Source organism: Hyphomicrobium sp. DMF-1 (genome assembly GCF_027886585.1).
Taxonomy (GTDB): Bacteria; Pseudomonadota; Alphaproteobacteria; order Rhizobiales; family Hyphomicrobiaceae; genus Hyphomicrobium_C; species Hyphomicrobium_C zavarzinii.
In genome coordinates this window covers 730,246-742,500 of the sequence record NZ_CP115706.1, presented here as the reverse complement: position 1 = coordinate 742,500, position 12,255 = coordinate 730,246, and the positions used below count along the sequence as shown (strand labels likewise).

7 protein-coding genes are annotated in these 12,255 nt (G+C 64.1%); 2 read left to right on the top strand and 5 right to left on the bottom strand.

Features of this window, described 5'->3' with window-relative positions; all coding sequences use genetic code 11:
- Positions 1 to 360: 360 nt before the first annotated feature.
- Positions 361 to 2,403, top strand: coding sequence for a M23 family metallopeptidase (locus PE058_RS03300; protein WP_271029829.1), 2,043 nt, complete (start codon positions 361 to 363; stop codon positions 2,401 to 2,403).
- A gap of 105 nt (positions 2,404 to 2,508) precedes the next feature.
- Here PE058_RS03300 and clpB read toward each other — a convergent pair whose 3' ends face one another.
- Complete coding sequence (gene clpB, locus PE058_RS03295; RefSeq protein ID WP_271029828.1) at positions 2,509 to 5,145, bottom strand: ATP-dependent chaperone ClpB; 2,637 nt, start codon at positions 5,143 to 5,145, stop codon at positions 2,509 to 2,511.
- A gap of 205 nt (positions 5,146 to 5,350) precedes the next feature.
- On the opposite strand from clpB, the gene PE058_RS03290 reads away from it, so the two are divergent.
- Positions 5,351 to 6,112 (top strand): MOSC domain-containing protein, encoded by a 762-nt coding sequence (locus PE058_RS03290; protein ID WP_271029827.1) that lies wholly within the window; start codon positions 5,351 to 5,353, stop codon positions 6,110 to 6,112.
- Between the two features lie 81 nt (positions 6,113 to 6,193).
- On the opposite strand, the gene PE058_RS03285 is transcribed toward PE058_RS03290, so the two are convergent.
- The 4 genes from PE058_RS03285 to prfA all read right to left on the bottom strand — a co-directional run bounded on the left by PE058_RS03285 (position 6,194) and on the right by prfA (position 12,204).
- Positions 6,194 to 8,560, bottom strand: coding sequence for a TonB-dependent receptor (locus tag PE058_RS03285; protein ID WP_271029826.1), 2,367 nt, complete (start codon positions 8,558 to 8,560; stop codon positions 6,194 to 6,196).
- Between the two features lie 286 nt (positions 8,561 to 8,846).
- The gene (locus tag PE058_RS03280) at positions 8,847 to 9,746 is read right to left on the bottom strand and encodes a DUF4167 domain-containing protein (RefSeq protein WP_020084040.1); all 900 of its coding nucleotides are present in this window, start codon (positions 9,744 to 9,746) and stop codon (positions 8,847 to 8,849) included.
- A 471-nt stretch (positions 9,747 to 10,217) separates the two neighbouring features.
- Complete coding sequence (prmC, locus tag PE058_RS03275) at positions 10,218 to 11,129, bottom strand: peptide chain release factor N(5)-glutamine methyltransferase (RefSeq protein WP_271029825.1); 912 nt, start codon at positions 11,127 to 11,129, stop codon at positions 10,218 to 10,220.
- Positions 11,119 to 12,204: a peptide chain release factor 1 gene (gene prfA / locus PE058_RS03270; protein ID WP_020084038.1), complete on the bottom strand. Its 1,086-nt coding sequence runs from the start codon at positions 12,202 to 12,204 to the stop codon at positions 11,119 to 11,121. Before prfA ends, prmC begins: the two co-directional genes overlap by 11 nt.
- Between the last annotated feature and the right edge of the window lie 51 nt (positions 12,205 to 12,255).

Sequence of the window (12,255 nt, the reverse complement as noted above, 5' to 3'; positions counted from 1 at the left end):
GCCCTCGCGGGCGGCAGAAAGCACGGTGACCCTGCCGTAGATCGTCCTCTCTGCTCGGATCGCGTCACCCTGGATCGGCCCCTGGATATGGCCGGGGACCTGCCTAGGACCTGCCATGAGAGCGCCAGTTTTGTGCAGGATTGCTGGGTGTACCTTATGCGCCGACAAGGCGATTTGCCCTTTGTGCTCGCACGAAGCACCGCTGGCCGGCCCGAAACCAGGCTCCGGCCAGCCGCTGCTTTCGAAACGGGGCGAAGGGCCGCTCGACGGTTCAACGCGCGCCGAAACCGCCGTAGGATTGCGGGCAATGGGGATTGGCCGGCCATCGGAAACGGGGGCCGGGGAGGGGAACAGCACGTCGTGATCGATCACCGCCGTCACGCTCCGATTGCGCGCTGCCGTCCGGTGTCCGAGCGGAACACCGCGCGCAAAGCCCCCCTGCATCGCGGCGCAAAAACCCGCCGCCTCCGCGACATGTACGGCTCCGATCACGCCGAGCCGATGCGCGAAGGCCGCTTCCGCTGGTTGATGAGCACCTGTCTCGCTGCAGCCGTCGGCGGCGTCTCGATCCTCGTCGTGATTTTCGGATCCGCCGACAAGCAGGAGGCTCAGGATGGGCTCATGCCGGCGCTCGCGCGTCTTCGCGAAAGCACCGCCGCTCCGCCGCTCGAAGCTCTGCTCCGACGCGACGACGGCCTCAAATGGGCGGTGCCGAAAGTCGACCGCCTGCAGGTGACGAGCGGCGCGAAATCCACCCGTTTCATCATCCACGAAACGCTGCGCCAGCGTCGCGGCGGACGCGAATATATCTACGCAAAACCGTATGTTCGCTTGGTCGCGCGCCTCGCGCCTGTGCCGCCGAACGCAGCCGAAACCATTCCGCCTTTCAACCCGTTCAAGCTCTACGCCAACAACAAGCCGATCGGCGAGGACGAGGACGGCGCGCGCCCGCAAACCGCCGAGCAGACGGACGTCAGCATTCGCGTCGTGGAATTGCTCGGCGGCGTGCTGCCGCTCGATGATGGGCAGTCGATCGACAACGACGAAGCCGGAGAGATCGTCGAGCGCTTCGAGGGATCCGAGACGGTGACGGCCGGCAGCTCGATCCCGGGCTCGGGCCCTGGCGAAATCGCACCCGAGGAGACCCTCGGACAGGAAATGGCCAGCAAGGCAGCCGACGAGCCCGCCGCGCCCAACACCACCGTGCTCACCAAAACCGGACAGGACGACGAGGGCGGCTCGAGCGACGTAGACGCGTTAAAGCCAACCGTTAAGACAGTGCGGGAAGGCCAGAAATTATCACAGCTTTTGGCGGAGGCCGGAGCCACCTCCTGGCAGGTCCGCGAGATGATCGAGGCGATGAAGCCGGTGTTCCCGGAGAAGTCCGTCCTTCCCGGTCAGGAAGTGCACATCGCCCTTCAACCGTCGCTCACGCAGCTGAATCGCATGGAGCCGGTTCGCTTCTCGGTCTACGACGAAGGCCACGCCCACAAGGTCACCGTCACGCGCAACAGCTCGGGTGAATTCGTCGCCAGCGCCACGCCGATGGACAGCGAGCAACTCGTCCGCCTCGCGATGACCGACAGCGGCGCACCGCAGACTTCGAGCCTCTATGCGAGCCTCTATCACGCCTCTCTGATCGAAAGCGTACCCACCGAGACCATTCAGCAGATCCTGCGCGTGCACGCCTACGAGACCGACTTCCGCCGCCGCCTCAGGGCTGGCGACACGTGCGAGATGTTCTTTGATTTGAAGGATGAAGGCGGCACGGACGGCCCGCCGGGCGAGCTTCTCTACACCTCGATCACCACCGGCGGAGAGATGCGCCGCTACTATCGCTTCCGCACGCCCGATGGTCAGGTGGACTACTACGACGCTCAAGGCAGCAACGCGAAAAAGTTCCTCAATCGCCGCCCGGTGCGCGGCGACGATATCCGCCTCACCTCCGGCTTTGGCCTTCGCCGCCACCCCTTGCTCGGTGAGTACAAGATGCACACCGGCATCGACTGGGCCGCCCCCACCGGCACGCCCATTCTCGCAGCCGGCAACGGCACCATCGAAGAGGCTGGCCGCAAAGGCTATAATGGTAATTATGTCCGTATACGTCACGCCAACGGCTACCAGACGGCCTACAGCCACATGTCACGCTTCGCCCCCGGCGCGGCGGCTGGCGTCAAGGTGCGCCAAGGCCAGGTGATCGGCTACATCGGCACGACCGGCCTCTCCTCGGGACCGCACCTTCACTTCGAAATCCTGGTCAACAACCAGTTCGTCAATCCGCTCTCGATCGAGGTTCCGCGCGAGCGCCAGCTCGAAGGCAAGGATCTCATCGCGTTCCATAAAGAGCGCATGCGCATCGATGAGCTGATGCGCCGCGCACCCGTCCTCACGGCCAGCAAATAGCAGGCGCGACGGGGCCGAACCACAGCCAGACCTCCAAAAACGAAGACCCCTCCCCGAGGACGGGGAGGGGTCTGCTACCTGCTGCCGGTGGCCTGCGGCCTGACGTTAGGCGGCAGCCGCCTTTACCTGAGTGCCGTTCACGGTCAGCGCGCCGTCGCGCACCGAGACGCGAACCGTATCGCCATCCTTCACCGACCCGCGCAGGATTTCCTCCGCAAGCGGATCCTGCACGTTCTTCTGGATCACGCGCTTCAACGGCCGCGCGCCATAGATCGGGTCGTAGCCCTTGTTCGCAAGCCACGTGCGGGCCTGGTCGTCGAGCTCGATCGTGATCTTGCGGTCGGCGACGAGTGCCTGCAGCCGCTTGATCTGGATGTCGACGATGGCCGCCATCGCTTCGCGCCTCAGGCGGTGGAACACGACGATCTCGTCGATACGGTTGATGAACTCGGGCCGGAAGTGACGGCGCACCGCGTCCATGACGAGACCGTACGCCTCCTCCTCGCTCATCACCTTGTCCTTGTCGCCCGGAGCACCGAAGCCCAGCGGCTGACGCGGATCGGCGAGATACTCGGCGCCGAGGTTCGAGGTCATGATGATCAGCGTGTTCTTGAAGTCGACCGTCCGGCCCTGTCCGTCCGTCAGGCGCCCATCGTCGAGCACCTGTAGCAGCACGTTGAACACGTCCGGATGCGCCTTCTCCACCTCGTCGAAAAGCACGACCTGATAAGGACGCCGCCGCACGGCTTCCGTGAGAGCACCGCCCTCCTCGTAGCCGACATAGCCCGGAGGCGCGCCGATGAGCCGCGACACGGAGTGCTTCTCCATGTACTCGCTCATGTCGATGCGCACCATCGCGCTCTCGTCGTCGAACAGGAACGCGGCTAGCGCCTTCGTCAGCTCGGTCTTGCCGACGCCGGTCGGCCCGAGGAACATGAACGAGCCGATCGGCCGGTTCGGATCCTGCAAGCCGGCGCGCGCACGCCGCACCGCGGTGGCGACGGCCTTAACCGCCTCCGGCTGCCCGACGACCCGCTTCTCCAGCGCCTCTTCCATCTTGAGCAGCTTGTCGCGCTCGCCTTCCAGCATCTTGTCGACAGGCACGCCCGTCCAGCGCGACACGACCGCCGCGATCTGGTCCGGCGTGACAGCCTCTTCCACCATCACACCTTTGGCTTCGCTGCTCTCGATGGTCTTGAGCTTCGCCTCGAGCTCGGGGATGACGGCGTGAGCGAGCTCACCCGCTCGCGCATAGTCGCCCTTGCGCTGCGACTGCACGAGCTCGGTGCGGCGCTTGTCCAGCTCCTCCTTCACCTTCTGGGCCGAGCCGAGCTTGTTCTTCTCCGTCTCCCAGCGCTCGGTAAGCGCACGCGACTTCTCCTCAAGCTCCGCGATGGACTTCTCGAGCTTCTCGAGCCGGTCCTTCGAGGCCGCGTCCTTCTCCTTCTTCAACGCTTCGCGCTCGATCTTGGCCTGCATCAGGTCGCGATCGATCGCATCCAGCTCCTCGGGCTTGGAATCCACCTGCATGCGAAGCCGCGATGCGGCCTCGTCCACGAGATCGATGGCCTTGTCCGGCAGGAAACGGTCGGTGATGTAGCGGTTCGACAGCGTCGCCGCCGACACGAGAGCCGAATCGGTGATGCGCACGCCGTGATGCAGCTCGTACTTCTCCTTCAAGCCGCGCAGGATCGAGATGGTATCCTGAACCGTCGGCTCATCGACGAACACCGGCTGGAACCGCCGCGCGAGCGCCGCATCCTTCTCGATGTGCTTCTTGTACTCGTCGAGCGTCGTGGCTCCTACGCAGTGAAGCTCACCGCGAGCGAGCGCGGGCTTCAGGAGGTTGCCCGCGTCCATCGCGCCTTCCGCTTTGCCGGCGCCCACGATGGTGTGCAGCTCGTCGATGAACAGGATGACCCGGCCATTCTCGGCCTGCACCTCGTTCAGCACGCCTTTCAGGCGCTCCTCGAACTCGCCGCGGAACTTCGCGCCCGCGATCAGCGCACCCATGTCGAGCGCGAGCAGCTTCTTGTCCTTGAGGCTTTCCGGCACGTCACCCGCAACGATACGCAAGGCGAGGCCTTCCGCGATCGCCGTCTTGCCGACGCCCGGCTCACCGATCAGCACAGGGTTGTTCTTGGTACGCCGCGAAAGCACCTGGATGGTGCGGCGGATCTCCTCGTCGCGCCCGATCACAGGGTCGAGCTTGCCGTTGGCGGCCTGCTCGGTGAGATCGCGCGCGAAACGCTTCAGCGCGTCGAAGTTTTGTTCCGCACTCGCACTGTCTGCCGTGCGCCCTTTGCGAATTTCATTGATCACCGCATTGAGACGGTCGGGCGTGACGCCCGCATCCGCCAGGATTTTGCCGGCCTCCGAGCCCTTCTCGAGTGCAAGCGCCAGCAGCAGCCGCTCGACCGTGACGTACCGGTCGCCGGCCTTCTCGGCGATCTTCTGAGCCGTGTCGAACACGCGGGCGAGCTCGGGCGCAAGGTAGAGCTGTCCGGCCCCGCCGCCGCTCACTTTCGGCCGCTTGGCGAGCAGACGCTCCACCGCATCCAACGCGTCTTTATGCCGCCCGCCGGCGCGCGCGATCAAACCCGCGGCCGCCCCCTCGCTGTCCTCCAGAAGAACTTTGAGCAGGTGCTCGGCAGAAAATTGCTGGTGTCCCTCACGGAGCGCCAAGTTCTGGGCCGACTGCACGAACCCTTTGGCGCGATCCGTAAACCTTTCGAAATCCATGGTATTACCTCCTCAGCGCGCTTCGCCGCCCTCATCTGAGGCTCGGTTCGAAACGCCATCTCGATGGACTGTTTCGTAGCCCGATCCGGACCCATTCCGGCGCCCGGCTCCAAACCACCTCAGCGAGATATAGGGCGGGTACCTCGCGTATAAAGGGGCTTCCGTCAGGTAGTATGAGCACGATCAACGGACCGCAGGGGATCGAATGGCAGGCGTGGTTTCCGGACTCTTTCGCTACCCCGTGAAGGGTCTCTCCGCCCAGCCGCTCGAACGGGTGGCTCTGTCCGCGGGCGAGCCCTTTCCCTTTGACCGCATGTGGGCCATCGAGAACGGCCCCAGCCGCTTCGACCCGGCCGCCCCCAAGCCGGTGCCTGACATCAGCTTTCTCATCCTGATGCGCGACGAGCGCCTCGCCGCGCTGGAAGCGCGCTTCGAGGAGGAGACCCAGCGTCTCATCCTGCTGCGCAACGGGCGGCAGGTGGCCAGCGGCATCCTCTCCACCCCCTCCGGCCGGCAGATCATCGAGCAGTTTTTCGCGGCCTTCATGGCCGACCGCCTTCGCGGCCGCCCCAAGATCGTGAGCGCCCCCGGCCACACCTTCATCGAGACCGGCGACAAAGTCGCCCACATCGTGAACCTCGCGACCGTGCGCGATCTCGAACGCGTCTCGGACCGCCCCATCGACCCGCTCCGCTTTCGCCCGAACATCATCGTTGACGGCTTCCCCCCGTGGTCGGAGTTCGACTGGCTCGGCAAAGACATCACGATTGGGCCGGTCAGGATGGCGGTTCTGGAAAAAGCCACGCGCTGCGCCGCCCCCAACGTTGACCCCAAGACCGGCAACCGCGACATGGACATCCCGGCGGCTCTCAAGCGCGAATGGGGCCACATGGATTTCGGCGTTTACGCCAAGATCCTGACCGACGGCGAGCTCGCGATCGGCGATGCGCTCAGGCTTCAAGATTGAGCGGCCGTCGATACGCCGCCCAAAAAAGCACGAAGGCATGCCACCTTCCGGCGGCACGCCATCGTCGCAAAACACAACCGCTCAGAACCGGCCTGTCAGCGTCAAGCCGAACTGCCGCTCGTCGCCCGCCATCCCGTACGCGGGGTAGAGCGGCGGATCGTCAGTCCGTTCGACGGCCGTAAGATACTTCTCGTCGAACAGGTTCTTGGCGAACACCGTAAGCGTGTAGTTCTCCCACTCCCAACCTGCCCGCGCGTCGACCACGGTGAAGCTATCGACGAACTGCGTTGGGCTGTTGTCGACATCGCCCGTGCTGTAGTAGCCGTCCGTGTGACGCACGTTTGCGCCCAAGAACCAACCGGCAGCCGAGCGATACATCGCGCCCGCCGCGAACGTATAGCCCGGCGCTTCCGGATACTCGTTGCCGGTGAAGTTCTCGCCCGGTCTGTTACCCCTTACGAAGTCGTCGAACTTGGACTGCATCAAGCCGAGAGAGGCGAAGAGCTGCAGCGGCGGGATCGGGCGCCAGCGCGCCTCGAACTCTGCGCCGTAGGCGTGCGAGGCAGCCGCGTTGAGAACTTCACTCACGCGATAGGAGCTGTCGAGCACAACGACCTGCTGATCGGTGTAATCGTAATAGAAAAAGTTGGAGTTGAATTCGAGCGTCTTGCTGAGCCAGTTCGAGCGGTAGGACAGCTCATACGCATCGAGATACTCGGGAGCGACCGTCGAGGTACGCCACCCGCCGCCGGCTTGAGGAGGCAGCGCAATCCACTGCTGGAAGCCCGTCCGGTAACCCTTGTTGTAGGATACGCCGATCGTCTGATTGTCCGTTACATCGTACGAAATACCTGCCTTGGGCAGAAATTCCTCGAACGTCGCCTTCGAATTCGTATCGGTCGGAAAATAGATGTCCCCCTGGAAAGGGATTCCGAAATAGTTATAGAGCCAGTTGAAGGCATTCATGCCAACCGAGGTCTCGGTCGACTTGACCTCATCCCTCAGCAATCGGCCACCCGCATTGAAGACCCAGCGATCCCACCGGTAGCGAAGGTCTGCATAGGCGGCGATGGTGGTCGTGTCGGAACCCGACGTCCCGTCCTGATACGGCAGGGTGATGTCCGGAAGCGACCTTCCTGTGAGATTGACGAGGTATTGAACGCTGGGAATACCCCCCAGGAACGGGATGTGCAGCGACGTGTCGTTGAACGCGGTGCGCTCGAAATTCCCGTAGAAGAGACCGAGCACGCCGGATAGTCCGTTGCCGCGGTTTTCGATTTCGAGCCGCAGATCCTGCGTGAAGTCCGTTCCCGCGACGTTGTCGCCGTCACGGATAAGTTCAGCGCCCGCGGCCGTGTAGATTTCGGAATCGGTTTCCGCATACGCGGTTATGCTGCGAACGGTAAGCCCCGGCGCAAACTCATATGAGAGATCGGCCGCATAGTTCTCGACCGTCGCCTCGCGGAAGTCCGTGAACGAGGAGGTGTAGTTGAGCTTGCGTTCGAGGAAATTGGGACCGGAGACGAGGCCGCTGCCTGGCGCATCGTGCGTGCGCGCGGCCGTGAACAGCGCGCTGAAGCCCGGCAGGCTGTCGGGCTCGATCAGAAGCTTGCCGCGCAGCGTATCGTACGCGTCGATCCCCATGTCCTGGTTTTCGGGATCGGCATAGTCGATGCCGCGATCACGCTCGGTTTTGTAACCGGAGATGCGAAAGGCCGACTGCCCCGCGACGATGGGAGCATTCAAAACGAACCCGGCGCCATAGAGATCGTTGGTGCCGACCGTTCCCTCGATGACACCGCCGAGCTTGTAAGTCGGATCATTGGTCTTGACGACGACCGTGCCGCCGATCGCGTTGCGTCCCTGCAGCGTCGACTGCGGCCCGCGCAGGACTTCGACCTGCTCGACGTCCCACAACGCACGCGCACCGCGGCGCACGGCATCGGGGTTCTGGGTCACGCCGTCAACCACGACGCCGATCGCCGGCACGCCGGAAATGTGCTGTAAGCCCGTCTGCCCTTCGGAGTTGAGACCCCGCACGGCGAAGCCGGCGTTCGGGTCTTGCGTGGTGACGACGTTGGCGGCTTGCCCGATCGCCTCGTCGAGATCGCGGATCTGCCGCTCGGAAATGTCCTGCCCCGTGACAACGGCGACGCTGGTCTGAGTGTCGCGGAGGGTGCGGACGACCTTCTCGCCCTCGATGACCTGCTGCTCGAGAGCCGTATCGGAAGCTTCCCCGGCGGCCTGACCGGCCGACTGCGGCGCGCTCTTCCGCAGCTTCGCCTTCTTGACGTTGCGCTTGGCGGGCGCCTCGACGACCAGGCCCGGCAACTCGGTGTATCCCTCCGTTTCCGTGGACGGAACCGCCTCCTGAGCAAAGGCGAGATGCGGCCCGCCCAAGACAAGCGCCAGTGCAAGCGTCGATAAACTCGATTTAACTGCGTTCATCCCTATAACCCCCCGGGAAACAACAACTTCGCGGGGGATTAAAACGGGTCACTGAAACATTGTCTACAAAATTAGTACACAATTGCGTTGCAGGCGAGCAAACGACCGTATGCGGAACACAAAAGATCAGCGCACTGCAAATGAAGTCTTTTTCCGAACCCTGCGGAATGACTCTGCAGCACGCATGTCGGAATGCAGAAGAACGTCCCCAGCCTCTCCAGACACGCGAAAGCCGCGGACGTCTGCCCGCGGCTCCCCGTAAACCCGATCGTTGCGAAGCCGTTGCTCAGTCCCCGCTGCCTTCCACGGCAGGGGTCGGCGTCGGCGCGCCGCCTTCTTCGCCCGATCCGCTCGCGGATTCGCGGCGCGGACGGCGCACAGGACGGCGCAGAAACTCGGGCTGCTCGTGGTGGGGAACGGCCGCCGCACGCTCTCGCCGCGGTGCCGGAACACTTTCCATATTCACGTCAGGCTGGGGCGCACGATCAGGACGATCCGCCCTGTCCACACGCTCTATACGCTCGGGACGGTCGCCGCGCGGCTCGCCCCGCTGGAAGCGCTCGCCGCGATCACGGTCGCGATCTCCTCTGTCGTGCCGCTCGGAATAGCCACGGTCGCCGCGGTCACGATCCCGGTCGCGGTCCCCGCCGTGACGGTCGCGATTGTGGAACTGACGGCCGCCCCCTTCATGCTGGGTGCGCGGGCCGCGCTCTTCGAAACGCTGCCCCTCGTGACGGCTCTGCCCCTCTCCACGCGAAGGCTGCGCCGCGTAAGGCTGCTGCGGCTGGCCCTCGGCATTGAAGTCGCCATCCTCGTCGCCGAAATCGTCGTTCATCGACACCGGCTCACCGAAGCCCGCCGGCCGCGGACGGCCCATGCCGTTCTGCATGTCACCGCCGCCTTGCGCCATCTGCTGCTCGCGGAAGGCCATGATAATGCGGTTATAATGCTCGGCGTGCTGAAGATAGTTTTCGGCAAGAACCGGGTCGCCGGAAGACTGGGCATCGCGCGCGAGCGCGATGTATTTCTCGGCGATATGAGCAGGCGTACCGCGCAACTTGACGTCCGGCCCCGTGCTTTCGAAGCTTCGCGTCAAAGGATTTTGACCTTTGCGGTTCTGATTATTGTTACCATTATTGTTGTTGTTGCGGCCGCGTCCTCTGCGGTTCTGCTGTCCCTGCCTCATGGGCTCCATTCTCGACAGTTGTGGAAAATAGGCTGCCGCGCTCAAACCGCAGCAGTGAGTACGATCGTTCCCTCGCGGTCCCCTCGGCCCGCGTCCTCGCTAAACCGGTTGCCCGGCAGACTCCAAAAACCCCCAAATAGGCTGCAGCATCCATGCAGCGACCAGGTTCATGCGGGACCCCGACGCCCGCCACCCAGATCCGTGTTCCTTTACGCGCTCGAACGACAGTGGCATGTCCGAAAGGGAGGAGCATGAATGCGAATGGCGCTCAAGGTTGCTGCCGTGTGCCTGCTAAGTGCGGCACCATCGACGGCACTCATCCGCCTGTTTCGCATTCCATCATGCGCTAAATAATGACAGCCGGGTTACCGAACGGGCCGCTGCCAACAACCAACTGCGCATGAAATTAAATTCTCTAGACCGCACATTAAACCTGCCGCCCACCAAATCCAAGTGATTTTAGTTTCATGGCTAACGATGTGTCCTAGCCGCAACACAGCGTGTGTGTTTCCCGAGATCCTGCCAGGTCCTCGTCTCCGCCAGTGAACCCATCCCCAGGGATTCGCGGAAAATTGCCTCGACATCCGGGGCTTGCCCAGCTCCGACTTCCAGCAACACCCAGCCCTCCGGCACGACCCTCGGCACCCCAGCCGCCAGCTCCCGGTAGATGGCGAGACCATCGGCTCCGCCATCGAGCGCGCCGAGCGGATCGTAGTCGCGCACATCCGCATCAAGGCCGCCGATCTCTCCGCTTGGAATGTAAGGCGGATTCGACACGACGAGATCGAAAGTGCCCTCCACGCCGCCAAGCGAGCGGCGATTCTGAAAGGAGGCGCGCACCCCCACGCCGAGGCGCTCCGCATTGGCACATGCCACGTCGAGCGCGGCATCGCTGATGTCGGTGCCGAGCCCCGTCGCCAGAGGCAGCTCAGCGAGCAGCGTGACGAGCAGCGCCCCCGAGCCCGTGCCGACGTCGAGAATGCGGATCGGCCTGTTGCGCCAGCCTTCCCGCTCCACGACCTCCAGCGCCGCCTCGACCACGGTCTCCGTGCACGGCCTCGGATCGAGTGTCGCGGGCGTGATGTGAAAGGTTCTGCCGTAGAAGCCGCGCTCGCCGAGAATGCGTGAGACAGGCTCGTGAGCCGCGCGCCGGTTGGCGAATTCCGCCAGCCTCCGGGCCTCTTCGGGCCGAACGGCACGCTCGGGCTCTCTCATGAGATCGGTCGCCGAAAGACCGAGCGCGGCCAGCACCAGCAAGCGTGCATCGCGCGCGGCTCCGTCGATGCCGGCGTCAGCCAGCACGCGCGCCAGCGTCGTCACCGCCTCGCGCGCTTCGAGCCCGCCGAACAAAGACAAGCCGGGATCGCCCGCTTCACGCGCCATGGCCTTCCATCGCGGCAAGCTCCGAGGCCTGATGCTCGGCGATGAGCTGATCGATGATCTCGTCCAGCCCGATGCCTTCCATGATCCTGTCGATGCTGTGCAGCGTGAGATTGATCCGGTGATCCGTCACGCGCCCCTGCGGGAAGTTGTAGGTCCGGATGCGCTGCGAGCGATCTCCCGATCCCACCTGGCTCTTGCGCGCCTGGCTGCGCTCGCTGTCGGCACGCTCCCGCTCCGCTTCATAGATGCGCGAACGCAGCACCTGCATGGCGAGCCTGCGGTTCTGATGCTGGGATTTCTCGGCCGAAACCACGACGATGCCGGTCGGCAGATGCGTGATGCGCACGGCGCTGTCCGTCTTGTTGACGTGCTGCCCGCCGGCTCCGCCCGCACGCATGGTGTCGATCCGGATGTCCTGGTCCTTGATCTCGATGTCGATGTCCTCGGCCTCCGGCAGCACCGCCACCGTCGCTGCCGAGGTGTGGATGCGCCCGCCGCTCTCGGTTGCCGGAATGCGCTGCACGCGATGCACGCCGCTCTCGTACTTGAGCCGCGCGAACACGCCCCGCCCCGTGATTGACGCGATGATTTCCTTGTAGCCGCCGAGATCGTTTTCCGACACGGAGATGATCTCCGTCTTCCATCCCTTGGTATCGGCATAGCGCTGGTACATGCGGAACAGATCCGCCGCAAACAGCGCCGCCTCGTCGCCGCCGGTGCCTGCGCGAACTTCGAGAATGGCGCTCTTCTCGTCGGCGGCGTCCTTCGGCAGCAGCAGAATCCGTAGGCCCTGCTCCATCGCCTCGATCCGGGGGCCAAGCTGCGTGAGCTCCTCGCGGGCGAGATCCACCACGTCCCTGTCCTGGGCGGGATCCTTGATCAGCGCTTCGAGATCACGCACCTCCTGCTCGGCCGCCTCCAGCTCCCGCACCGCCGTGATGAGCGGGGTGAGTTCGGAAAACTCCTTGGTAAGCTTCACATAGGTCGCCTGAGGGGCGCCCTCGTTCAGCTCGGCCTGGATAGTTTCGTAGCGCTCGATGAGCCGTGCGAGCTTCTCTTTGGGAATGACACTCATGGTCTTCTTGTATTGGAGCCTTCGCTAATCCCGCGACATGCAGCCAACCGG

Coding starts and splice junctions, on each gene's coding strand:
- PE058_RS03285 (WP_271029826.1), bottom strand. CDS start 8,560: ATGAACGCAGTTAAATCGAGTTTATCGACGCTTGCACTGGCGCTTGTC.
- prmC (WP_271029825.1), bottom strand. CDS start 11,129: ATGGCGCGTGAAGCGGGCGATCCCGGCTTGTCTTTGTTCGGCGGGCTC.
- PE058_RS03290 (WP_271029827.1), top strand. CDS start 5,351: ATGGCAGGCGTGGTTTCCGGACTCTTTCGCTACCCCGTGAAGGGTCTC.
- clpB (WP_271029828.1), bottom strand. CDS start 5,145: ATGGATTTCGAAAGGTTTACGGATCGCGCCAAAGGGTTCGTGCAGTCG.
- PE058_RS03280 (WP_020084040.1), bottom strand. CDS start 9,746: ATGAGGCAGGGACAGCAGAACCGCAGAGGACGCGGCCGCAACAACAAC.
- prfA (WP_020084038.1), bottom strand. CDS start 12,204: ATGAGTGTCATTCCCAAAGAGAAGCTCGCACGGCTCATCGAGCGCTAC.